The 24,124-nt window shown below is 68.0% G+C and carries 16 protein-coding genes; 13 read left to right on the top strand and 3 right to left on the bottom strand.

From position 1 onward, the window contains the following. The first annotated feature begins 475 nt into the window (after positions 1-475). From AC1DSC_RS11095 to AC1DSC_RS11115, 5 genes are all read left to right on the top strand, one after another. The gene (locus tag AC1DSC_RS11095) at positions 476-7,666 is read left to right on the top strand and encodes an ESPR-type extended signal peptide-containing protein (RefSeq protein ID WP_436288717.1); all 7,191 of its coding nucleotides are present in this window, start codon (positions 476-478) and stop codon (positions 7,664-7,666) included. A gap of 30 nt (positions 7,667-7,696) precedes the next feature. Next, the gene (locus tag AC1DSC_RS11100) at positions 7,697-8,527 is read left to right on the top strand and encodes an OmpA family protein (protein WP_418147960.1); all 831 of its coding nucleotides are present in this window, start codon (positions 7,697-7,699) and stop codon (positions 8,525-8,527) included. A gap of 380 nt (positions 8,528-8,907) precedes the next feature. Continuing rightward, positions 8,908-9,057, top strand: a complete 150-nt coding sequence (locus tag AC1DSC_RS11105; RefSeq protein WP_436288716.1) for a hypothetical protein — start codon at positions 8,908-8,910, stop codon at positions 9,055-9,057. Positions 9,058-9,549: 492 nt separating this feature from the next. Then, positions 9,550-10,092, top strand: coding sequence for a hypothetical protein (locus AC1DSC_RS11110; protein WP_369664977.1), 543 nt, complete (start codon positions 9,550-9,552; stop codon positions 10,090-10,092). A 22-nt stretch (positions 10,093-10,114) separates the two neighbouring features. Further along, entirely contained in the window at positions 10,115-10,864 is a 750-nt protein-coding gene (locus AC1DSC_RS11115) for a Crp/Fnr family transcriptional regulator (RefSeq protein ID WP_015865617.1), read from the top strand. Positions 10,865-10,893: 29 nt separating this feature from the next. Here the strand turns inward: AC1DSC_RS11115 and AC1DSC_RS11120 are convergent, their stop codons facing one another. Further along, complete coding sequence (locus AC1DSC_RS11120) at positions 10,894-11,244, bottom strand: hypothetical protein (protein WP_436045708.1); 351 nt, start codon at positions 11,242-11,244, stop codon at positions 10,894-10,896. 162 nt (positions 11,245-11,406) lie between these two features. Here AC1DSC_RS11120 and AC1DSC_RS11125 point away from each other — a divergent pair, with 162 nt between their 5' ends. The 4 genes from AC1DSC_RS11125 (at position 11,407) to ubiM (ending at position 14,574) form a co-directional block, all read left to right on the top strand. Next, entirely contained in the window at positions 11,407-11,985 is a 579-nt protein-coding gene (locus AC1DSC_RS11125; protein WP_369664976.1) for a Rossmann-fold NAD(P)-binding domain-containing protein, read from the top strand. A gap of 87 nt (positions 11,986-12,072) precedes the next feature. Next, entirely contained in the window at positions 12,073-12,585 is a 513-nt protein-coding gene (locus AC1DSC_RS11130; RefSeq protein ID WP_369664975.1) for an OsmC family protein, read from the top strand. A 33-nt stretch (positions 12,586-12,618) separates the two neighbouring features. Beyond that, entirely contained in the window at positions 12,619-13,287 is a 669-nt protein-coding gene (locus tag AC1DSC_RS11135) for a hemerythrin domain-containing protein (protein ID WP_369664974.1), read from the top strand. A 66-nt stretch (positions 13,288-13,353) separates the two neighbouring features. Further along, the gene (ubiM, locus tag AC1DSC_RS11140) at positions 13,354-14,574 is read left to right on the top strand and encodes a 5-demethoxyubiquinol-8 5-hydroxylase UbiM (protein WP_278875559.1); all 1,221 of its coding nucleotides are present in this window, start codon (positions 13,354-13,356) and stop codon (positions 14,572-14,574) included. On the opposite strand, the gene AC1DSC_RS11145 is transcribed toward ubiM, so the two are convergent. Together AC1DSC_RS11145 and AC1DSC_RS11150 are read right to left on the bottom strand one after the other, a co-directional pair. Next, entirely contained in the window at positions 14,497-14,985 is a 489-nt protein-coding gene (locus AC1DSC_RS11145) for a hemerythrin domain-containing protein (protein WP_278875562.1), read from the bottom strand. The two genes, ubiM and AC1DSC_RS11145, sit on opposite strands and share 78 nt — an antisense overlap. Before the next feature lie 34 nt (positions 14,986-15,019). Further along, positions 15,020-15,637, bottom strand: a complete 618-nt coding sequence (locus AC1DSC_RS11150) for a YitT family protein (protein WP_018906042.1) — start codon at positions 15,635-15,637, stop codon at positions 15,020-15,022. 202 nt (positions 15,638-15,839) lie between these two features. Between AC1DSC_RS11150 and AC1DSC_RS11155 the strand changes: the two genes are divergently transcribed. Genes AC1DSC_RS11155 through narH form a run of 4 tightly spaced genes read left to right on the top strand, consistent with a single transcriptional unit; the run spans position 15,840 to position 24,115 of the window. Beyond that, the gene (locus AC1DSC_RS11155) at positions 15,840-17,099 is read left to right on the top strand and encodes an MFS transporter (RefSeq protein ID WP_038107782.1); all 1,260 of its coding nucleotides are present in this window, start codon (positions 15,840-15,842) and stop codon (positions 17,097-17,099) included. Beyond that, positions 17,096-18,748 carry an MFS transporter gene (locus AC1DSC_RS11160; RefSeq protein ID WP_278875566.1) on the top strand — a complete coding sequence of 551 codons (1,653 nt, stop codon included), beginning with the start codon at positions 17,096-17,098 and terminating at the stop codon, positions 18,746-18,748. The genes AC1DSC_RS11155 and AC1DSC_RS11160 overlap by 4 nt, the downstream gene beginning before the upstream one ends. Positions 18,749-18,781: 33 nt before the next feature. Continuing rightward, positions 18,782-22,570, top strand: a complete 3,789-nt coding sequence (locus tag AC1DSC_RS11165; protein WP_018906039.1) for a nitrate reductase subunit alpha — start codon at positions 18,782-18,784, stop codon at positions 22,568-22,570. Positions 22,571-22,582: 12 nt separating this feature from the next. Continuing rightward, entirely contained in the window at positions 22,583-24,115 is a 1,533-nt protein-coding gene (gene narH / locus AC1DSC_RS11170; RefSeq protein ID WP_026284171.1) for a nitrate reductase subunit beta, read from the top strand. Positions 24,116-24,124: the final 9 nt, after the last annotated feature.

Raw genomic sequence — 24,124 nt, forward strand, 5'->3', positions numbered from 1 at the left:
TCGGTGCGCATCAATTCAGTGCCGGCCAATTTGGGGCGCGCCGGTTCGGTGCGCTACCGCCATTGATTAATCGATATAAATTTTAAATCAAAAGCTATGGAAATCCGTGGCAGTAAATTTAACATTTAAAAACTTTGTATTACTATTTGTATAGAATTATCAATAGGAATTTCCAAATAAAATCATCCGAATATTATGTTATGCGATCTAATTAATAATAAATTCACATTACTATTCATAAGATCGGTCCAATAAAAATCCTTAATTGCGGCGACACGACAATGACGTGAATCCGCCACACGCCAGTTGCATTCCTTCGCAATCTCTTAAGATCCGCCAAAAAATGTTTCTGTTTAATTGCAGTTGATTAAATAGTTTTACAACTATTTCTAAAGTTTTATTGGCACGTGCCGTCCGGGGATCCATTGGCCTTGGAGCAGGGCTTTTGGCGTCTTGAACAATCAAGGAGAAATGCATGAATAAGTCGTACCGCAGCATCTGGAACGAGGCGTTGGGCGCCTGGGTGGCCGCATCCGAAACCACGCGGGCGCGAGGCAAGCGCGGCGGCAGCCGAGTGGCCCTTGCCGCGGCGGCGAGCGTGCTGGGATTGCTGTCGTTGTCGGCGCAGGCGCAGTCGGTGAACTGCAATGTGTCGCCTTGGAATGCGTACAGCGGCACGGCGTCCTGCATGGGTCTCAACTCCTCGGCCGCGGGCATCGGAGCCACCGCGCTGGGCTCTCTCGCGGCTGCTGATGTGCTTGGTGCGCTCTCAGTGGGGTATGCCGCCCATACCACAGGACAGAATGCCATCGGCTTGGGTTTTGGGGCCTATGCCACAAGCATCAATTCGATCTATCTGGGCGCACGTACCGCCGCCGGTACCGGCGCCTTGGCTGCGGGTGCTATCGGGATCGGCACGGATGTGACCGCCAGCGCGGGCAATACCGTTGCCATCGGAACCCTGGCTCAATCCAGCGCGCTCAACGCCGCGGCGATCGGCATCAGAGCAAACGCCGCCGGACAGGCGGCAGTCGCCATGGGTCAGGATGCGAACGCGCAGTCTGCGAACAGCGTTGCCATCGGTTTGCAAGCCACCACGTCAGGTTCGACCGGTGCAGTCGCGATCGGCGCCCGCTCCAGCACGAGTGGTATCAACGCGACATCGATCGGGGTCGTCGCAAATGCCACGAACACCGATGCCCTCGCCGTCGGTACGAACTCGGCCGCAACCGGGCTGCGCAGCATCGCCGTTGGCGCCGAGGCATCTGCAAGCATGCAGGACGCCGTCGCGCAAGGAACTCAGGCTAGCGCGTCCGCAGTGAATGCCACCGCGATAGGACATCTGGCAACGGCAAGCGACGACGCAGCCACCGCCGTCGGCAACAGCGCCCGGGCGCTGGGGAACAGTTCGCTCGCGCTCGGCGCGCAAGCGGTCGCTGTCGGGACCAGCACCGTGGCGGTCGGCCAGGGCGCCGGCGCAGGCTCGACGGTCGCCAATACGGGTTCGACCGCCGTGGGCATTGCCGCCGGCACGCTGGTCAGCGGCGCGCAGAACACCGCCATGGGCGGAGGGATTGCAAGCGTGATGCGGGGCGCGGGTTCGGGTGTCACGGGAACGCGCAACGTCGCCTTCGGTTCGGGCGATGGCACGGTCGCCTACGACGCCAACCTGGACGCTTCGGCAGGCAGCTTGGTGAGTGGCAACGACAACATCGCCATCGGCACCAACGCAGGCATCGGCGTGGCGGGAAATGGAACCACGTCGATCGGCTTGAGCGCGAATGCGAGCGCGAATAACGCAATCGCCCTCGGTTCGCTGGCAAAGGCATCGGCAGCAAACACCGTCGCGCAGGGCACCAGCGCCAGCGCAGGTGGCATCAACGCCATCGCCATCGGTACCCAGGCGATCGCATCGGCGGTCAATTCCATCAATCTTGGCGCGCGCACGGCTGCAGGAGCGGGTGCCCTGGCGGAGAGCGCCATCGCCATCGGCACGGACGTGACCGCCTCTCAAGATCGCGCTGTCGCCATGGGGATCGGAAGCCGGGCGACCGGCCTCGATGCGCTGGCGGCCGGTACCCGGGCCAATGCGGCGGCCGACAACGCGACCGCGCTCGGCTCGGGCGGGACCACCGCCGCGACTGCCGTGCGCGCTACCGGCGTGGGTTCGCTCGCCATCGGCGGCAATGCCACCCTGGGTGCCTTTGCATCGGGCGCCAATGCCATTGCCATCGGCGGTGAATCCGTCGCCGATGCGGCTGATGCAGTCGCCATCGGCCGGGCCTCCAGGGCCACCGGTGGCCGCGCAGTTGCCATCGGCTCGGGCAACGTCGCGAGCGGCAACGGCGCCGTGGCGATCGGCGACCCCAACACCGCCACCGGCAACGGCGCGATTGCCTCGGGCCTGGACAACACCGCCACCGGCAATGGTTCGGTGGCGATGGGCAACACCAACATGGTGGGCGGCGGCGGCCAGGCCGTGAGCACCCCCGGCACGGCGGCGCAGGGCGCGGTCGGCATCGGCTACCAGAACACGGTGGTCGGCCAGGGCAGCGTCGCGATCGGCAGCACCAGCAGCGCGCTGGCCGCGGGCGCGGTGGCGTTCGGCGACACGGCGGTGGCCAACAATGCGGACGATGTGGCACTGGGTTCGGGCTCCACGACGAGCAAGGCCATCGGCACGGCCAGCGCCGTGATCGGCGGAACCACCTACAACTTCGCCGGCACCACGCCATTGAGCACGGTCAGCGTCGGCGCGCTGGGTGCCGAGCGCACCATTACCAACGTGGCGGCAGGGCGGATCTCCCAGACCTCGACCGACGCCATCAACGGCTCGCAGCTCTACGCCACCAACCAGGCGGTGCAGGCGATCGCGGCCAGCACGCCCACCCACTACTACAGCGTGAACGACGGTGGCGTGCAGCAGGGGAACTACACCAACAACGGCGCGACCGGCGCCAATGCGCTGGCGGCTGGCGTGGGCACCCTGGCGGCGGGCACACAAGCCACGGCCGTTGGCCCGTTGGCAAGCGCCTCCGGAAAGTCCTCGATCTCGGTGGGCCTCCAATCCGAGTCGAGCAATGTCAGCACCATCGCGGTCGGCAACCGGTCGAACGCCTCCGGCTCCAACGCCACAGCGATCGGATCGGTGTCCAATGCCTCCGGCGACAACGCCATTGCATTCGGATCGAGCACCATTGCGTCGGCCGCGAATGCGACTGCCGTGGGCAACCGGGCCAATGCGAGCGCCGCCAATGCGCTCGCGCTCGGCGTTGGCGCCACGGCCGCCCAGGCCGATGACGTGGCACTGGGCTCGGGCTCGGTGACGGCCGCGGCCGTCGGCACGGCCAGCACCGTGATCAACGGCACGACCTACAACTTCCAGGGAACCACGCCGACTTCGACAGTGAGTGTCGGCGCTCCGGGCGCCGAGCGCACCATCACCAACGTGGCGGCCGGGCGGATCTCCCAGACCTCGACCGATGCGATCAACGGCTCGCAGCTGTTCGCCACCAACTCGGCGATCGATGCCGTGGGCGTCACCGCCGGCAAGGGCTGGAACGTGACCACGGCCCAGACCGGCACCGGCACCGCCACGGGCACCAGCCTGCAGAACATCGCGCCGGGCGGCACCGCCACCTACACGGCGGGCAACAACATCGCCATCACGCAGAACGGCGCCGAAGTGCAGATCGCCACCAGCGCCACGCCCAGCTTCACCAGCGTGACCACCGGCGGCACGGTGCTGAACAACAACGGCCTCACGATCGCTGGCGGCCCGAGCGTGACGATCAACGGCATCAATGCCGGCAACACGGTCATCACCAACGTGGCACCCGGCGTGGCGCCCACCGATGCAGTGAACGTGGACCAGCTGACCGACACGGTCGCGGCCAGCAAGACCAAGTACTACAGCGTGAACGACAACGGCGTGGCCGGAGGCAACGTCAACAACGACGGCGCGCAGGGCATCAACTCCATTGCCGCGGGCGTGGGCGCCAGCACCACCACGGCAGCGACGGGCAGCGTGGCCATGGGCACCAACGCCGCGGTCAGCACGGTCAATGGCGTGGCGCTGGGCTCCGGCGCATCGGCAAGCGCCAATGCAGGCGACGTGGCGCTGGGTTCCGGCTCCACGACGAGCAAGGCCGTCGGCACGGCCAGCACCGTGATCAACGGCACCACCTACAAATTCGAGGGCACCACGCCGGCGAGCACCGTGAGCGTGGGCAGTGCGGGCAACGAGCGCACCATCACCAACGTGGCCGCCGGGCGGATCTCCCAGACCTCGACCGATGCGATCAACGGCTCGCAGCTGTTCGCCACCAACTCGGCGATCGATGCCGTGGGCGTCACCGCCGGCAAGGGCTGGAACGTGACCACGGCGCAGACCGGCACCGGCACCGCCACAGGCACCAGCCTGCAGAACATCGCGCCGGGCGGCACCGCCACATACACGGCGGGCAACAACATCGCCATCACCCAGAACGGCGCGGAGGTGCAGATCGCCACCAGCGCCACGCCCAGCTTCACCAGCGTGACCACCGGCGGCACGGTGCTGAACAACAACGGCCTCACGATCGCGGGCGGCCCGAGCGTGACGATCAACGGCATCAACGCCGGCAACACGGTCATCACCAACGTGGCGCCGGGCGTGGCGCCCACCGATGCAGTGAACGTGAGCCAGCTGAACACCCAGGTGGAAGGAGCCAAGATCCGCTACTACAGCGTGAACGACAACGGCACCAAGCAGGGGAACTATGCGAACGACGGCGCCACGGGCATCAATGCCCTGGCGGCCGGCGTGAACGCCTCGGCGGCCGGTGCCAGCGGCGTGGCCATGGGCAACGGCTCGCGCGCCAGCGCCGCGGACACCGTGGCAATCGGCAGCGGCGCGACCGCCGATTCGGCCGAAGCCGTGGCCATCGGCAAGGGCGCGACGGCCACGGGCGGCAAGGCCATCTCGATCGGTTCAGGCAACACGGCCTATGGCGACGGCGCCGTGGTGATCGGCGATCCGAGCTATGCGAGCGGCACCGGCGCCTTCACCGGCGGCGCCAACAACATTGCCAACAGCGACGGCACGGCCACGGCCACCGCGGCCAACCAGGCCAACGGGGCGGTCGCGATCGGCAATGGCAACAAGGCGATCGGCCAGGGATCGGTGGCACTGGGCAATGGCTCCACCGCAGGTGCGGCCGGCAAGGCAGGCAGCGTGGCCATCGGCAATGCCGCGACGGCCACTGCGAGTGCGGGCGACGTGGCCCTGGGCTCGGGCTCCGTGACCGCTGCTGCGGTGGGCACGGCCAACGCCGTGATCAACGGCACGACCTACAACTTCCAGGGCACCACGCCCACGAGCACGGTCAGCGTTGGCGCAGCGGGCGCCGAGCGCACCATCACCAACGTGGCGGCCGGCCGGATCTCCGGCACCTCCACCGATGCGATCAACGGCTCGCAGCTGTTCGCCACCAACCAGTCGATCGAAGACCTGAGCACCACGGTCACCACCAACAAGACCAAGTACTACAGCGTCAACTCCACTGGCGGCACCAACGAGGACAACCTGGGCGCTACCGGAGCCGACGCCATCGCGTCGGGCAAGAACGCGGCGGCGGCCGGCACCTCGGCCGTGGCCATCGGCCTCGGGGCCACGGCGTCGGACGCCAACAGCGTGGCGCTGGGTTCGGGCTCCACCACGGCCGCGGCCGTCGGCACGGCCAGCGCGGTGATCGGCGGCACCACCTACAACTTTGCCGGCACCACGCCGGGGAGCACCGTGAGCGTGGGCAGCGTGGGCGCCGAGCGCACCATCACCAACGTGGCTGCGGGCCGGCTTTCCAACACCTCGACCGATGCCATCAACGGTTCGCAGCTCTTCGCCACCAACCAGCAGGTGACGGCGAACACCACGCAGATCACCAACCTCGGCAACACGATCGGCGACATCAACAACGGCGGGGGCATCAAGTACTTCCACGCCAACTCGACGCTGCCCGATTCGCAGGCGCTGGGCACCGACTCGGTCGCCATCGGCCCGAACGCGGTCGCCAACAACGCGAACGACGTGGCGCTGGGCGGCGGCTCCACCACCTTGGCGGCGGTGGGCACGGCCAGCACGGTGATCAACGGCACGACCTACAACTTCGCCGGCACCACGCCGGGGAGCACGGTGAGCGTGGGTGCAGTGGGCGCCGAGCGCACCATCACCAACGTGGCGGCCGGCCGGATCTCGGGCAGCTCGACCGATGCCATCAACGGCTCGCAGCTGTTCGCCACCAACCAGTCGATCGAGAACCTCAGCACCACGGTCACGGCCAACAAGATCAGGTACTACAGCGTCAACTCCACGGGCGGGGGCAACGAGGACAACCTGGGCGCGACGGGGGCCGACGCCATCGCGTCGGGCAAGGATGCGAGCGCAACGGTCGCCGGCGCGGTGGCCATCGGCTCGGGCGCCGTTTCCGACCGCTTCGTGGCGCCCTCCACCGGCAGCATCCCGGCGGGCAGCTCGTTGATCAGCTACAACACCACCGACCGCGCGCTGCTGGGCGCCCTGTCCCTGGGCAGCGCCACCAGCTACCGCCAGATCACCAACGTGGCCGACGGCACGCAGGCACAGGACGCGGTCACGGTGCGCCAGCTCGCGGGCGCGCTGACCTCCTTCGCGGTCACGCCGACGCTGTACTTCCATGCCAACTCGAACGCCGCGGACTCGCTGGCCATTGGCGCCGAGTCGGTGGCGGTGGGCCCGCAGACGGTGGTCAACGGCAACAACGGCATCGGCATCGGCAACGGCGCGGTGGTGCAGCAGACCGCGCCGGGCGGCGTGGCGATCGGCCAGGGCGCGACCTCGCACATGGCCGATTCCATCGCGCTGGGCACGCAGTCCTCGGCCGCGGCCGTGCAGGGCGTGGCGCTGGGCGCAGGCAGCAGCGTGACGCAGGCCGGCGGCGTGGCACTGGGCGCGGGCTCGGTGGCCTCCACCGCCGCGGGCGTGGCCGGCTACGTGCCGCCCACGGCCACCGAGGCGCAGCGCATCGCCATTGGCGCCACCACCAGCACGCTGGCGGCGGTGTCGGTGGGCGATGCGGCCAACGGGCAGTTCCGCCAGATCACCGGCGTGGCCGCGGGCTCGGCCGACAGCGATGCGGTCAACGTCTCGCAGCTGCGCGGCGTGCAGGGCCAGGTGGCGGTGATCGACCAGTCGACCGTCAAGTACGACACCAACCCCGACGGCTCCATCAACTACAACAGCGTGTCGATGGGCGGCAGCAACGCGACCGGGCCGGTCACGGTGCACAACGTGGCGCCCGGCGTCGCGGGCACCGATGCGGTCAACGTGAACCAGCTCAACAGCGGCATCGCGGGGGCCAACGCCTACACCGACGCGCGCGTCAACGCCCTGGGCGGCGAGATCCGCAGCATCGCCAAGGATGCGAGCGCAGGCGCGGCCGGCGCGATGGCCATGGCCACCATGCCGCAGGCCTACATCCCGGGCAAGAGCATGGTGTCCGCGGGCGTGGCGGGTTTCGACGGCCAGGCCGCCCTTGCCATCGGCGTGTCGAAGCTCTCGGACAACGGCCGGTGGGTCGTGAAGTTCAGCGGCTCGGCCAACACGCGCGGCAAGGTCGGCGTGGCGGCCGGTGCGGGCTTCCACTGGTAGGCCGGCGGCATCACAAAGAGGAACAACATCATGACAACGCAAATCCATCGCTTCTCGGCCATTGCAGCGGGCGCCGCGGCGCTGCTGCTGCTGCAGGGCTGCAGCTCCTATGTGAGCCGCGGCATCACCGACGACGGCAAGGCCACCGAAGTGATCTTCCCCAACATCGACAACGATGCATGGCTCAAGGAAGGCACATTCCCCAACCTGGACAACCTGCGCGCCGTGGCGCCCGGCGTCACCAAGGACCAGCTGTACGACCTGCTCGGGCGGCCGCACTTCCGCGAAGGCATGGCGGGCCCGCGCGAGTGGGACTACATCTTCCATTTCCGCAAGCCCGGCGGCGGCGTGACCACCTGCCAGTACAAGGCGATCTTCGACAAGGACTACAAGGCGCAGACCTTCCACTGGCTGCCGGCCGGCTGCGCCGACGTGCTGGCGGTGCGTGCGCTGCCGGCGGCCGAACGGCCGGCCGCCGCGAGCCCGGCACCGCGGCGCACCACGCTGGGTGCCGACGGCCTGTTCCGCTTCGACGGCCGGTCGCTCGCCGACCTGCTGCCGGAGGGACGCCGCAAGCTCGATGCGCTGGCCGGCGACATCAAGGGGGCGGATGCCGTCAAGGTGACGGGCTACACCGACCGGCTCGGCAGCCAGGCCTACAACAGCGCCCTCTCGCTGGCGCGCGCCAACACCGTGCGCGACTACCTGGTCCAGGCCGGCGTGCCGGCGCAGAACATACAGGTGCAAGGCAAGGGCGAATCCGAGCCGAAGGTGCAGTGCACGCAAACGGCGCGCGCGGCCCTGATCGACTGCCTGGCACCGAACCGCCGCGTCGAGATCGAGGTCTTCGCAGAACGCTGAGCAGCACCGCGCGGCTTCGCGCTTCAGGCAAGCACGATCGCGATGAACACGATGGCCGCAGCCCGAGCGGCCGCGCACGGCCCGGGAGCCGGAGCTGGGGCCGGCGGCAAGAATGACTGCACGTCTTGCGGCATCGCTCCGCCATCCTGTTTTTTCATGATCGCAGCGATGTAGGGCGGCGCTCACATCGGCGTAGGCGGCCGACAGTGCATGCAAACCGCCAAGGCCGGGGCGAAGCGGGCATCGCGTTTGCTTGACGGCTGGCCTATGCACATCGGCCCGCTCTACGAACAGGCGATGCAGCTCACGCCCGAAGCTGCACGGATTGCCGCGCTTCTTCTCGTTGGCGACGACAACATGCCGCCTGCCCTTCGGCGTCCTTGTGCATCGCCCTGTCGGCCTGCACTGCGCCCGAAGGCGATGCAGCTGCGCTCCTGGCGGCCGGCGACCCGGACGCCGCCTCGGCGCAGCGCTTCGTGGCGGACTGCCTGGCAGTGGCCCGGCGCATTGCCGACGACGGCCGGCCATGAGCCGGTAGCGGCTTGCCGGGCGCAAGCCGCGCACCTCTCCTGTCGCGCATCGGCCACTCACCCTTTTGTGGGAGTGCTGCCCAGCACCCGCCCCCACACAATGAACTTGAAACGCCTGCCGCGGCGGCGGACCCCGCCCACCTTCAACATTTCGTGAACCGCAAGAGGTCGAACGCCAATTGTGTCTGATTGTGATTCGGAACACATCCGCGACTCGAAACCCGATGCCAAGCCGCATGTTGCTCCGTAGCATTCCCCTGAGGACCGCTCACGAGCGGATCCAAGAAATGGTTCAACGATTCAGGGGCATGCCAAATGCAAAGAAAGTGGTGTCACGCAGGCGATGGAGCGATCGCCCTGCCGCGAATGGAAAACAGGCTCTTCGGGCCGCGTTGGCGCGCGGCCCTGGCGCATTTCCTGCCCTCAAGGCATCGCGGTGCCGCCGCTGCGGCGGCAGCGAGGGAGCGAAACCGCAGCGGCCAGCCTGCCAGGGTGTGCGCACTCTTCTTCATCGCCAATTTCGCGCATCTGGTCGATGCCGATGGGCCGGAGGTTGCCGCGGACGTCAGCCGCGAGATCCGGCGCCGGATCCGCGCGAGCCTGCTGGCTTCGGCCGACACCGACCTGAGCTGCCTGCGCGACGACTGCTTCCTGCTGCGCACCAGCGCCGCCTGCACGGCCAGTTCCGCGCCCGCGCAGCGCTCCGGCGGCGGGCAGCTCGAGGAACTGCTGGCGAAGCTCGGCAGCGAGCCGCTCAAGGTGCGCGGCATGACGGCACTGCCGCGGCTGCATGCGGACTGGATCGCGATGCGTGCGTCCAGGCGCCTGGGCGCGGCGGAGATCGAGCTGGCCCTGTGGGCCGCGCAGGAGCGGCTCGCGCCGGATGTCGTGGTCGATTGCGTCGATCGCGTCTACGACGTGCATGTCGAGAGAAAAGCCGGAAGACTCTGGTTGCGGGGCCGCGCCCTGCACGAGGCCGAAGAACAAAACCGCATCGAGGCGCTGTTCCGGCTGCTTCAGGCGGACTGCAAATGAGGTGGCCGACATAACCTTCGCCATGTACCTCCATCCCCTCATTGCCAGCGTGCCGCCCGCCGACCGGGCCGCCCTGATCCGCAGCAGCGAACTGCGGTCCTACCGGCGCAACGAGACGGTGCTTCTTGCCGACACCTGGACCGACAGCATCTACTGCGTGGCCAGCGGCCTGCTGCGAGCCGTCGATCGCGACGTCACGACCGACTTCATCCGCAGGGGCGATTTCTTCCTCGGCCCTTCATTGGGCGAGGACCGCTACCAGACCACGTCGACCCTGGTTGCGGCCCTGCCCTCCTCGGTCTACCTGATGCCGATCGCCGCGATCCGCAGGCTGTGCTCGACCTACCCCGAGGTGACCATCGGCCTGCTCGAGGTTGCGATGAAGCGCATCACTATGATCCGCGGCCAGCTGCGCCGGATCTCGTCGCTGTCGGCCGAGAACCTGGTCGGCCGCGTGCTCCACGAGCTGACCCAGCTGGCGCCTGCGGGCAGCGGCGGCTACGACAAGCGCATCACCCAGGCGGTCATCGCATCGTATTCGGGGCTCTCGCGCGAGGTGGTCAACAAGACCATGCGCGACCTGGAGAGCCGCGGCCTGGTCCGCCGCGACGAGAAAGGCATCCACATTCCGCCGAACTTCGCCTCGACCGACTTCGGCAGCCTGCTTCCGGATGCGCCCGCCGAGCAAGCCGAGGAAGCTCATCCCATGTTCGACCCCGAGCTGTTCACCATGCCGGAAGACACGGGCAACGCCGGACCGAAGCCGGATTGATCTGCCCGAGGCATCGCCAGCGGCCCCGCTCAGGGCGCAGGCGCCTGCGCCGCCTCGCTTCCACTCCTGAGAGACGTGACCGCGAAGCTGACCGCCCGCTTCGAGGCCAGCTGCGATTTTCCGCAGCGGCTGCAGCAATAGAACCGCAGCCAAGGCAGGAGCTTCATCCACCAATGCCGATGGATGCGCTCCAGGTGCGCGAGCCCGCATGAACAGTTGACGAAGGGACCGCTCGCGGGCGCATCCGCATGCGCCCGAGAACCCGCCGGTTCCCGCGCTGCATGCCTGGTATCGCCGTGATGCGGCTGGCGCTTGTGGTTCATGCGGGCCATCGTGCCGACGTGGCTGCGCATCGCGCGGCAGGCTGTGATCTTCTTCACCTGCCAGGGCAAAAAAACTGGAAGAGACCTTCGGCCGGAAGCGAAGGACCTCGCGCGCTTGGTGAACCGCCTGTGAATGCAGCGTGTCATTCGTTCCCGCCATGGCAGGGAGTTGATGCCCGTCAAGGATTGCGGCGGCACGGGCTATAGGCTGCGATCGTCATGCAATCGACCTTGAGTTCCTCGCCCAGTCCCGGCCTCCACGCCGGCGGCGAATTCCTGGCCGGCGATCTTTCGGCCGTCCACGAACTCGCCTGCCGGCTGAAGGCCGCATCGCTTGCAGGCCGCACCGGCGAGCGGCCGCTGGCGGGCAAGAACATCGCCCTGCTGCGCCAGCGGCCGGCCGATGCGGAAATGTCGGCGCTGCATCGCGCCGCACTGGACCTGGGCGCGCGGGTGGCCCATGTGCGGCTCGGTCCCCCGGTCGATCCGGGCGGCACCGAGTTCCGCCACCTTTCGCAGATGCTGGGCCGGCTGTACGACGCCATCGATTGCGCCTCCCTGACGCCTGCCGAAGTGCGGCAGATCGAGCAGCATGCGGGCGTGCCGGTCTATGACGACCTCGAAGGCATCGACCATCCCGCCTCGGTGCTGGCGGACCTGATGACGCTGCGCGAACACGGCTGCGCGGCCGATGTGCGGGCACGGACCGCCTGTCTCGGCGAGCATGCCGCCGAGCGTGCGCAGAACCATCGCTTCGTGCTGCAGGCCATGCTGCTTGCCACGATGGCCGGCAGCTGAGCCCGGCGCGGCCTCCGGGTATTCCTTCGCCGGTCCTTGCGCCAGGTCAAGCCCGTGCAGCGGGACGGACCCCACACTGGCATTGCCATGAAGACCCCGACGAGCATTGAACCCATAGGGCCGGCGCAGCAGGTGCCGCTCCAATCCATGATGGACGAAGCGAACCACGTCACACTGGTGCTGCACGACGCCTACCGGTTTGCCGTCGACTTCGGACTGCCCGGCGCCGCCGCGCTCCTGTCCGACGTGAAGCCGCCGCTGGGAAGGGGAGCCGGCCCGGACTCGGAGCAGCTGCTGGTGGCCGCGGTGGCCAACTGCCTGTCGTCCAGCCTGCTGTTCTCGCTGCGCAAGTTCAGGAACGAGGCGGTCCCCATGCGAACCACGGCCGGCGCCGCGCTGTCGCGCAATGCCCAGGGCCGGCTGCGCGTGGCGGGCATCGAGGTCGCGATCCGGCTTGGCGTTGCGGGATCGACGCTCAGGCAGCTCGACCGGGCCCTGGCCCAGTTCGAGGACTTCTGCGTCGTGACGCAAAGCGTGCGCGCCGCCATTCCGGTCGAGGTGCGCGTCTTCGACGACAGCGGTGCGTTGCTGACAACCTGAAAAGCGGGCCCCGGTCCCCGCGGGAGGTGCCCCATGACCCACGACAGCCTGACCATCATCCGCCACGAGCACCGCGCCCTGTCGGCCATGCTGCGCTCGATCACGCTGCTGCTGCGCGAGCACCGGCGGCACGGCACCCTGCCCGACTTCGATGCGCTGCAGGCCATGCTGTTCTACGTCGACGAGTTCCCGGAGAAGCTGCACCATCCGAAGGAGAGCCTGCTGCTGTTTCCGAAGCTGCGCGGCCGCAGCGCGCAGACCGACGCGGTGCTCGACCGGCTCGAGCGCGAGCATGCGCACGGCGGGTTCGCCATCCGCGAGCTCGAGCATGCGCTGCTGGGGTTCCGGGCGATGAGCGGCACCGCCCAGTGCGAGATGCGGCGCGACCATTTCGAGCAGCTGATGCGGCACTACGCCGACTTCTACCTGGCCCACATGCACGTCGAGGAAACGCAGATCCTGCCGCTCGCCGAATCGGTGCTGAGCGACGGCGAATGGGCCGAGCTCGACGCGGCCTTCTGCATGAACCGCGATCCGCTCGCGGGCCATGAAGCCGACGATGCGTACAAGCCGCTGTTCCGCACGATCGTCACGGCGCTGCACGGCTGCGGCAATGTCGGCTCGGTGCTCGAGGCATTCGCGGGCACTGCGCTTCCGGTGTACGCGGGCGACGCCCCTGCCCCGCGGCGGCCGCGGCCTTGATGCCCGTCAAGGCGTGCGCCGCCACCCCGTCCAACAATTCCTGCCTTCACCTCCGCAGGACTCCGCATGCAGCAAGAACGTGACGCCCTCATCGTCGGCGCCGGCCCGGCCGGGCTGGCGCTGGCCATTGCCCTCACCGATGCCGGCTTCACCGCCACCGTGCTCGACGCGCAGCCGCGCGAAGCGCTCGCCGCTCCGCCCGAGGACGGACGCGACATCGCACTGACCCACGCCAGCGTGGCCACCTTGCGCACCCTGGGGCTGTGGCAGCGCCTGCGGCCCGAAGAGATCGGCTGCATCCGCGAAGCGCGCGTCATCGACGGCGACCGGCAGGACGCGGCATTGAGTTTTTCTCCGCGCGGCCCCGGCGCCGAGCGCCTGGGCTGGATCGTGCCGAATCATGCGCTGCGCCGCGCGAGCTTCGCGGCCGCGGCCGAGCGCCCGGGGCTGCGCCTGATCGACCGTGCGCACGTGCTGCGCGTGGCCACCGAGCCCGGCCACGTGCAGCTGGATTTCGAAACCTCGCCGGGCCTGCCGCAGCAGCTGCAGGGCCGGCTGTTGGTCGCGGCCGACAGCCGCTTCTCCTGGTCGCGCAAGCAACTGGGCATTGCGGCCGACATGCACGACTTCGGCCGCACCATGATCGTCTGCCGGATGCAGCACGAGCTGCCGCATCACGACGTGGCCTACGAGTGCTTCGGCTACGAGCGCACGCTTGCCGTGCTGCCCGCCGTCGGCCATGTCTCGTCGGTCGTGGTGACCGCCGACGCCGCGGCCGCCGAACGGCTGATGCAACTGTCCGAAGGTGAATTCGCGATGCTGGTCGAGCGCCAGTTCCGCAGCCGGCTGGGCCGCATGCAGCTGCTGGGCGAGCGCTTTCCCTATCCGCTCGTTGCCGCATACGCCCGGCGCTTCGTGGGCCAGCGCAGCGCGCTCGTCGGCGATGCGGCCGTCGGCATGCATCCGGTCACGGCGCACGGCTACAACCTCGGCCTGCAGAGTGTCGCGTCGCTGGTCCATGCGCTTTGTGCCGCCCGCGCGGCCGGCCGGGACATCGGCGATGCCGCGGTGCTCGCGGGCTACGAGCGCGCGCACCGGCGGGATGCCGCGCCGGTCTATCACGGCACCAACGCCGTGGCGAAACTCTATGCCAGCACGGGCACGCCGCAGCGCCTGGCGCGCCAACTGTTCCTTCGCGGCGCGCAGCATCTACCGCCGCTGAAGGCGGCGATCACTGCGCGCCTCACGGGACGCGGCGGGCTGCGATTGCCCGGCGCCGCGGCCTAGGCGCGCAGCGACGCTCCCGCGGCCAGCCCGCCGCATGCGCAGATGGCGCGCCAGCGGCGCGTCCATCGTCCGGCCATGCGCTTCATGCCAGGCCTTCAACTGGCGCGCCATCTCCCTCAGTTGCGCAAGCCGCCCCTCGGCGGCATGCACCGCACCTTCGCGCATCACCTCCAGCACCACGCGGTGCTGCGCCGCGTGATCCCGGCGCGCAGCAAAGCCGGACGCCCGTATCCAGATGTCCTCGCAGGCGAAGAGCTCGGCGGCGTACGCGAGCAGTTCGCGCCAGGCCGCCGGCAACGCGGCATTGCCGGCGGCCTCCACCTGCGCCAGCAGGCCGGCGAATCGCCCTCGCGCCTGGTCCATGAAAGGCAGGCCGAGCGAAGCGGTATCGGATCGGTCCAGGACAGCCATGCGGTCTCCTCTGAGGATGGAACTGGCGGCAAGGTTATCGATGCCCGGCGGGTGGTCCCTTGATGCCGCTCAACGATCGCATTGCCTGCGCACCGGGCCGGTGGTTCCACAGCAGGACCAGGTTCACCACCAGCGCCGAAACGATCGAGTAGCCGACACGGCCCGGTTCCACGAGGGCGAAGGCCGAGGCCACGATCGCGGCATCGCACGCCATCTGCACGGCGCCCGTGCGCCAGCCGTAGCGGCGCTGCAGGAACAGCGCCAGCACGCCGAATCCGCCGAGGCTCGCGCCATGGCGGAACAGGATGAGCAGGCCAACGCCGATCAGCAGGCCGCCGGCGACCGCCGCGGCCAGCGGGTGCGCCGAATGCACGCTGAGCACCCGCCCTATCCCTTCGACGCTCAGCGACAGCCCGGCAACGACGAGCATCGTCTTCCACGTGAAGCGCAAACCGAATGCATGCCAGCCGAAGGCAATGAAGGGCAGGTTCACGATCAGCAGGGTCCACCCCAGAGGCCAGCCCGTCGCATAGTTCAGCACGAAGGCCAGGCCGGGAAGACCGCCCGTCAGCAGATGGGCGCTGCGAAGCACCGCCAGCCCCAGCCCGACCAGCAGCACGGCCGTCGCGAAGCCCTGTGCGTCGTCCAGCACAGGGTATGGCCGTGCGGGCCGGGCTCGCGGGTTTTGATCCATGGCCCAGTGTGTCTGTGCACAAGCGCTGCCGCTTGATGTGGATCAAGCCGCCCGCAATGCCCCCTTCCTAAGCTCCGGTCAGCCTTTCAGGAGACCCACCGTGCAGCAGCGCGCCACCGCAACCAGCCCCCCACTCTCGCCGCCATCGGCCACCCAGGCCGTGCCCGCCAAGGCCTGGCGCGTGCTGGCGGTGAGCACGCTGGCGTTCACCGTCTGCTTCATGGTCTGGATGATGTTCGGCGTGATCGGCATCCCGATCCGCAAGGCGCTCGACCTCAACGCGACCGAGTTCGGCCTGCTCACGGCCATGCCGGTGCTCACGGGCTCGCTGGTGCGCGTGCCGCTGGGCATCTGGACCGACCGCTTCGGCGGCCGCATCGTCATGACGCTGCTGATGGCCGCCACGGTGCCCGCCATCTGGCTGATGTCCTACGCCACGCAGTACTGGCACTTCATCGTGCTGGGCATGTTCGTCGGGCTCGCGGGCGGTGCCTTCTCGGTCGGCACGCCGTACGTGGCGCGCTGGTTTCCGCGCGGGCGGCAAGGCTTTGCGATGGGCATCTACGGCGCCGGCAACTCGGGTGCGGCCGTCAACAAGTTCGTGGCGCCCGCCATCGTGGTGGCCGTCGGCTGGGCCGTGGTACCGCAGGTGTACGCGGCGATCATGCTCGGTGCTACGGTCCTGTTCTGGCTGCTGAGTACGAGCGACCCCGCGCACCTGGTGGGCCGCAGCGCCGGCTTCGCCGAGCAGCTGGGCACGCTCAAGGACCCGCGCGTGCTGCGCTACTGCCAGTACTACAGCATCGTGTTCGGCGGCTATGTCGCCATCTCGCTGTGGATGGTGCAGTACTACGTCGGCGAATACGGGCTCGACATCCGCGTCGCCGCGCTGCTGGCCGCCTGCTTCTCGCTGCCCGGCGGCGTGCTGCGCGCCGCGGGCGGCTGGCTGTCGGACCGGTACGGCGCGCACAGCGTCACCTGGTGGGTGATGTGGGTGTGCTGGATCTGCCTGTTCCTGCTGAGTTATCCGCAGACCGATCTCACGCTCGTCACGGTGAACGGCCCGCGCACCTTCCACATCGGGCTGAACGTCTACAGCTTCACCGCGCTGATGTTCGTGCTCGGCATCGCGATGGCCTTCGGCAAGGCCAGCGTCTTCAAGTACATCAGCGACGACTACCCCGCCAACATCGGCGCGATCAGCGGCATCGTCGGCCTGGCCGGCGGCCTCGGCGGCTTCGTGCTGCCCGTGATGTTCGGCGCGCTGATGGACCTCACCGGCATCCGCTCGAGCGCCTTCATGCTGATGTACGGCGTGGTCTGGGTTTCCCTCGTCTGGATGTACTGGACCGAAGTGCGCGGCACCCAGGTGATGGGCGGCGCGCGCGAATCGAAACTCAACCTGGAAGCCAAATCATGAGCACCAGCACCATCGCCGTTCCCCCGGGCACGACCGGCGGCCGCACCGACATCGCCGACTGGCGCCCCGAGGACGAACAGTTCTGGGAAAGCACCGGCAGGCACGTGGCATGGCGCAACCTGTGGCTGTCGGTGCCCGCCCTGCTGTGCGCCTTCGCGGTGTGGGGCATGTGGGGAATCATCACCGTGCAGATGAACAACCTGGGCTTTCCCTTCACCCAGGCCGAGCTGTTCACGCTCACCGCCATCGCGGGCCTGGCCGGCGCCACCATGCGCATCCCGGCCGCGTTCCTGATCCGCCTGGCGGGCGGGCGCAACACCATCTTCCTGACCACGGCAATGCTGCTGGCGCCGGCCATCGGCACCGGCATCGCGCTGCAGCACAAGGAGTGGCCGCTGTGGGTGTTCCAGCTCATGGCGCTTTGGTCGGGCGTGGGCGGCGGCAACTTCGCCAGCTCGATGTCCAACATCAGCACCTTCTTTCCCAAGCGCCTGCAAGGCACGGCGCTGGGCCTGAACGCGGGCATCGGCAACTTCGGCGTCACGACCATGCAGATCGTCATCCCGCTGGTGATGACCGTGGGCCTCTTGGGCAGCATCGGCGGCGAGCCCATGACGCTGCTCAAGGACAGCGGCTGGATCATGGGCAAGATCACCGCCGGCACGCCCACCTGGATCCAGAACGCGGGCTTCGCCTGGGTGCTGTCGCTGGTGCCGCTGTCGATCCTGTGCTGGTTCGGCATGAACAACCTGCGCACCGTCTCGCCCGACACCGGCGGCCCGGTCCAGGCCTTCCTGAAGATCACCTGGCTGTACACGCTGTCGTTCGCCCCGGCGATCGCGGGCCTGTACCTGTACCTGCCGGCGCCCACGGGCCTGGGCCTGCTCAACATGTGGGTGGCCATGCCGCTGATCATCGTGGCCACGCTGTTCACCATGAAGCTCGCCGCGTTCGGCACGATGAAGGAAAACATCGCCAAGCAGTTCGAGATCTTCCGCGACAAGCACACGTGGTCGATGACTGCGCTGTACATCGTGACCTTCGGCTCCTTCATCGGCTTCTCGATGGCGCTGCCGCTGTCGATCGCGGTGATCTTCGGCATCAGCCACGTGCCCGACGCGGCCGGCGTGCTGCAGCACACGCTGAAGAACCCGAACGCGCCCTCGGCCTTCACCTACGCGTGGATCGGCCCCTTCGTCGGCGCGCTGATCCGCCCGGTGGGCGGCTGGATCTCGGACAAGGTGGGCGGCTCGATCGTCACGCAGGCGATCTCCGCGGTGATGGTGGTGGCCTCGGCCGCCGTGGGCTACGTGATGCTGCTGGCCTACGGCTCGCCGCAGCCGGAGCAGTATTTCCTGCCCTTCATGCTGCTGTTCGTGCTGCTGTTCGCGGCCAGCGGCATCGGCAACGGCTCCACCTTCCGCACCATCGGCGTGATCTTCGACCGCGCCAAGGCCGGCCCGGTGCTGGGCTGGACCTCCGCCATCGCCGGCTACGGCGCCTTCATCGCGCCCGTGGTCATCGGCGCCCAGATCAAGGCCGGCACGCCGCAATACGCGATGTACGGCTTTGCCGTGTTCTATGCCCTGTGCCTCGTTCTCAACTGGTGGTTCTACCTGCGCCGCGGCGCCTATGTGAAGAACCCCTGAGCCAGCCAATCGAATTCGTATGAAAGACCCACGATGAGCCACTTTCTCGACCGCCTGACCTACTTCGCGCAGCCGCGCGAATCCTTCGCCGACGGCCATGGCCAGGTCACCGGCGAAGACCGCACCTGGGAGGACGCCTACCGCACGCGCTGGGCGCACGACAAGATCGTGCGCAGCACGCACGGCGTGAACTGCACGGGCTCCTGCTCGTGGAAGATCTACGTCAAGGGCGGCATCGTCACCTGGGAAACCCAGCAGACCGACTATCCGCGCACCCGCTGGGACATGCCCAACCACGAGCCGCGCGGCTGCGCCCGCGGCGCCAGCTACAGCTGGTACCTGTACAGCGCCAACCGCGTCAAGTACCCGATGGTGCGCGGCGCGCTGCTCAAGGCGTGGCGCGAAGCGCGCAAGACGCTCGCACCCGTCGAGGCCTGGGCCTCCATCGTGCAGGACGAGGCCACGCGCCGCAGCTACCAGAGCGTGCGCGGCCTCGGCGGCTTCGCGCGCTCGGGCTGGGACGAGGTCAACGAGATCGTCGCGGCCAGCAACATCCACACCATCCGCCGCCACGGGCCCGACCGCATCATCGGCTTCTCGCCGATTCCCGCCATGTCGATGGTGAGCTACGCCGCGGGCAGCCGCTACCTGAGCCTGATCGGCGGCGTGTGCATGAGCTTCTACGACTGGTACTGCGACCTGCCGCCGGCCAGCCCCCAGGTGTGGGGCGAGCAGACCGACGTGCCGGAATCGGCCGACTGGTACAACTCGAGCTACATCATCGCCTGGGGCTCCAACGTGCCGCAGACGCGCACGCCGGATGCGCACTTCTTCACCGAGGTCCGCTACAAGGGCGCCAAGACGGTCGCGATCACGCCCGACTACTCCGAGGTCGCCAAGCTGTCCGACCTGTGGATGCATCCCAAGCAGGGCACCGACGCCGCGGTCGCCATGGCCATGGGCCACGTGATCCTCAAGGAGTTCTACTTCGACCGGCGCAGCGCCTACTTCGACGACTACGCGCGCCGCTACACCGACCTGCCGATGCTGGTGATGCTCAAGCCGCACACCCTGCCCTCGGGCGAACAAGTGATGGTGCCCGACCGCTACCTGCGGGCCTCGGACTTCGACGACCGGCTCGGGCAGCCGAACAACCCCGAATGGAAGACCGTCGCGCTGGCCGAGGACGGCCGGGTGGTGGTGCCGCAAGGCGCCATCGGCTTTCGCTGGGGCGCGGACGGCCGCGCCGATGCCGGGCAGTGGAACCTCGAGGCCAAGGAAGCGGAGCACGGCGCAGAGGTAAAGCTCACGCTGTCGCTGCTCGACGATGCGGCCGCGGCGATCCAGCCCGCGCAGATCGGCTTCCCCTACTTCGGCGGCATCGAGAGCGAGCACTTCCCGAACAATGCGCAAAGCGACGTGCTGGTGCGCACGGTGCCGGTGCGGCTCGTCGCGCTCGGCGCAGAAGGCCAGACCGCGCTGGTCGCCACGGTGTTCGACCTGCAGGCCGCCAACTACGGCCTGGCGCGCGGCCTGCCGGGCGAGATGGCGGCCGCCGGCTACGACGACGACACGCCTTACACCCCGGCCTGGCAGGAAAAGATCACCGGCGTGCCGCGCGACCAGGTCATCACCGTGGCGCGCGAGTTCGCGGCCAATGCCGAGAAGACGCACGGCAAGTCGATGGTGATCATCGGCGCGGCCATGAACCACTGGTACCACAGCGACATGAACTACCGCGGCGTCATCAACATCCTGATGATGTGCGGCTGCATCGGCCAGAGCGGCGGCGGCTGGGCCCATTACGTGGGCCAGGAAAAGCTGCGCCCGCAGACCGGTTGGACGCCGCTGGCCTTCGCACTCGACTGGATCCGCCCGCCGCGGCAGATGAACTCCACGAGCTTCTTCTACGCCCACACCGACCAGTGGCGCTACGAGAAGCTCGGCATGGAGGAAGTGCTGTCCCCGCTGGCCGACAAGGCCGCGTTCGCCGGCACGATGATCGACTACAACGTGCGCGCCGAGCGCATGGGCTGGCTGCCGTCGGCACCGCAGCTGCAGACCAACCCGCAGCAAGTGGCGCGCGACGCGCAGGCCGCCGGCATCGACGGCGCGGCCTACACGGCGAAGGCATTGAAGGACGGCACGCTGCGCATGAGCTGCGAAGACCCGGACCACCCGTCGAACTGGCCGCGCAACATGTTCGTGTGGCGCTCCAACATCCTGGGCTCCTCGGGCAAGGGGCACGAGTACTTCCTCAAGCACCTGCTGGGCACCACGCACGGCGTGCAGGGCAAGGACCTCGGACCCGACGACGCCAAGCCGACCGAGGTGGTCTGGCACGACAAGGCGCCCGAGGGCAAGCTCGACCTGCTGGTGACGCTCGACTTCCGCATGAGCACCACCTGCCTCTACTCGGACATCGTGCTGCCGACCGCCACCTGGTACGAGAAGAACGACCTCAACACCAGCGACATGCACCCCTTCATCCATCCGCTGTCGACCGCGGTCGACCCGGCCTGGCAGGCGCGCAGCGACTGGGAGATCTACAAGGGCTTCGCGCGCACCTTCAGCGCCATGTGCCCGGGCTACCTCGGCGTCGAGAAGGAAGTGGTGCTCACGCCGCTGATGCACGACTCGCCCGCCGAGCTGGCCCAGCCCTTCGGCGTGGCCGACTGGAAGCGCGGCGAGTGCGAGCTGATTCCCGGCAAGACCGCGCCGCAGATCGCCGTGGTCGAGCGCGACTATCCCAACCTCTACAAGCGCTTCACCGCGCTGGGCCCGCTGCTCAAGAAGATCGGCAACGGCGGCAAGGGCATCGGCTGGAACACGGAAGTGGAGGTCGACGAACTCGGCAACCTCAACGGCCGCGTCACCGATGCCGGCGCCACGCAGGGCATGCCGAGCATCGACACCGACATCGACGCCTGCGAGGTCGTGCTGCAGCTGGCGCCCGAAACCAACGGCCACGTGGCCGTGAAGGCGTGGAAGGCCCTGGGCGTGCAGACCGGGCGCGACCACACGCACCTGGCGATCTACCGCGAGGACGAGAAGATCCGCTTTCGCGACATCCAGGCGCAGCCGCGCAAGATCATCTCCTCGCCCACCTGGAGCGGCATCGAGAGCGAGAAGGTCTCCTACAACGCGGGCTACACCAACGTCCACGAGCTCATTCCATGGCGCACCTTGACCGGCCGCCAGCAGTTCTACCTGGACCATCCGTGGATGCGCGCCTTCGGCGAAAGCCTGGCGGTCTACCGCCCGCCGGTCGACCTGAAGACCACGAAGGACATCCACAACATCCGCGGCAACGGCAACAAGGAGATCCAGCTCAACTTCATCACGCCGCACCAGAAGTGGGGCATCCACTCGACCTACACCGACAACCTGCTGATGCTCACGCTCAACCGCGGCGGGCCGGTGGTGTGGCTGTCGGAGGACGACGCGAAGAGCGCCGGCATCGTCGACAACGACTGGGTCGAGCTGTTCAACATCAACGGCGCCATTGCGGCGCGCGCGGTGGTGAGCCAGCGCGTCAATCCGGGCATGGTGATGATGTACCACGCGCAGGAGAAGATCATCAACACGCCGGGCTCCGAGATCACCGGCACGCGCGGCGGCATCCACAACTCGGTGACCCGCATCGTGCTGAAGCCCACGCACATGATCGGCGGCTACGCCCAGCTGAGCTACGGCTTCAACTACTACGGAACCATCGGCACCAACCGCGACGAGTTCGTGGTGGTGCGCAAGATGAACAAGGTCGACTGGCTCGACACGCCCGCGGACGTGGCCACCGTGCCCGCCGCGACCGCGGCCTGAACGAGGTACCCAATGAAAATACGCGCGCAAATCGGCATGGTCCTGAACCTGGACAAGTGCATCGGCTGCCACACCTGCTCGGTCACCTGCAAGAACGTCTGGACCAGCCGGCCCGGCGTCGAGTACGCCTGGTTTAACAACGTCGAGACCAAGCCCGGCATCGGCTACCCCAAGGAATGGGAGAACCAGGGCAAGTGGCAAGGAGGCTGGGTGCGCAAGCCCGACGGCTCGATCGAGCCGCGCCAGGGCGGCAAGTGGAGCCTGCTCATGCGCATCTTCTCCAACCCCAACCTGCCGCAGATCGACGACTACTACGAGCCCTTCACCTTCGACTACGAGCACCTGCAGTCGGCGCCCGCGATGAAGGCGCCGCCGACGGCGCGCCCGCGCAGCCTGATCACCGGCAAGCGCATGGAGAAGATCGAGTGGGGCCCGAACTGGGAAGAGATCCTCGGCGGCGAGTTCGCCAAGCGCAGCAAGGACGCCAACCTCGACAGCTTCGACGCGGTGCAAAAGGAGATGGTCGGCCAGTTCGAGAACACCTTCATGATGTACCTGCCCAGGCTGTGCGAGCACTGCCTGAACCCGGCGTGCGTGGCCTCCTGCCCTTCGGGCTCGATCTACAAGCGCGAGGAAGACGGCATCGTGCTGATCGACCAGGACAAGTGCCGCGGCTGGCGCATGTGCGTCTCGGGCTGCCCCTACAAGAAGATCTACTACAACTGGCAAAGCGGCAAGGCCGAGAAGTGCATCTTCTGCTACCCGCGCATCGAGGCCGGCCAGCCCACCGTCTGTTCGGAAACCTGCGTCGGGCGCATCCGCTACCTGGGCGTGGTGCTGTACGACGCCGACCGCATCCAGGAAGCGGCCAGCGTGCCGGACGAGAAGGATCTCTACGAGGCCCAGCTCGGCATCTTCCTCGACCCGCACGATCCGGAAGTGATCGCGCAGGCCCGGCGCGACGGCATCCCCGAGGCCTGGCTCGAAGGCGCGAAGAAGAGCCCCGTCTACAAGATGGCGATGGAATGGAAGGTGGCGCTGCCGCTGCACCCCGAGTACCGCACGCTGCCGATGGTCTGGTACGTGCCGCCGCTGTCGCCGATCACCGCGGCCGCCAACGCGGGCCATGTGGGCGCCAAGGGCGCGATTCCCGACGTCACGCAGATGCGCATCCCGGTGCAGTACCTGGCCAACCTGCTGACCGCGGGCGCGACCGAACCCGTGATCCGTGCGCTCGAGCGCATGCTGGCCATGCGCACCTACCAGCGCGGCAAGCACGTCGACGACTTCGCGGACCCGGCCGTGCTGGCGCAGGTGGGCCTCAGCGCCGCGCAGGTCGAAGAGATGTACCAGGTGATGGCCATCGCCAATTACGAGGACCGCTTCGTGATCCCCTCGACGCACCGCGAGTACGCCGAGAACACCTTCGACATGAAGGGCGGCTGCGGCTTCTCGTTCGGCAACGGCTGCTCCGACGGCAGCTCCGAGGCCAGCCTGTTCGGCGCCGCCAAGCGCCGCACGATTCCGATCCACGCCAAGGTCTGACACCGGGAG

The organism is Variovorax sp. 01N425 (assembly GCF_056399465.1).

Coding starts and splice junctions, on each gene's coding strand:
- AC1DSC_RS11095 (WP_436288717.1), top strand. CDS start 476: ATGAATAAGTCGTACCGCAGCATCTGGAACGAGGCGTTGGGCGCCTGG.
- AC1DSC_RS11100 (WP_418147960.1), top strand. CDS start 7,697: ATGACAACGCAAATCCATCGCTTCTCGGCCATTGCAGCGGGCGCCGCG.
- AC1DSC_RS11115 (WP_015865617.1), top strand. CDS start 10,115: ATGTACCTCCATCCCCTCATTGCCAGCGTGCCGCCCGCCGACCGGGCC.
- AC1DSC_RS11125 (WP_369664976.1), top strand. CDS start 11,407: ATGCAATCGACCTTGAGTTCCTCGCCCAGTCCCGGCCTCCACGCCGGC.
- AC1DSC_RS11130 (WP_369664975.1), top strand. CDS start 12,073: ATGAAGACCCCGACGAGCATTGAACCCATAGGGCCGGCGCAGCAGGTG.
- AC1DSC_RS11135 (WP_369664974.1), top strand. CDS start 12,619: ATGACCCACGACAGCCTGACCATCATCCGCCACGAGCACCGCGCCCTG.
- ubiM (WP_278875559.1), top strand. CDS start 13,354: ATGCAGCAAGAACGTGACGCCCTCATCGTCGGCGCCGGCCCGGCCGGG.
- AC1DSC_RS11145 (WP_278875562.1), bottom strand. CDS start 14,985: ATGGCTGTCCTGGACCGATCCGATACCGCTTCGCTCGGCCTGCCTTTC.
- AC1DSC_RS11160 (WP_278875566.1), top strand. CDS start 17,096: ATGAGCACCAGCACCATCGCCGTTCCCCCGGGCACGACCGGCGGCCGC.
- AC1DSC_RS11165 (WP_018906039.1), top strand. CDS start 18,782: ATGAGCCACTTTCTCGACCGCCTGACCTACTTCGCGCAGCCGCGCGAA.
- narH (WP_026284171.1), top strand. CDS start 22,583: ATGAAAATACGCGCGCAAATCGGCATGGTCCTGAACCTGGACAAGTGC.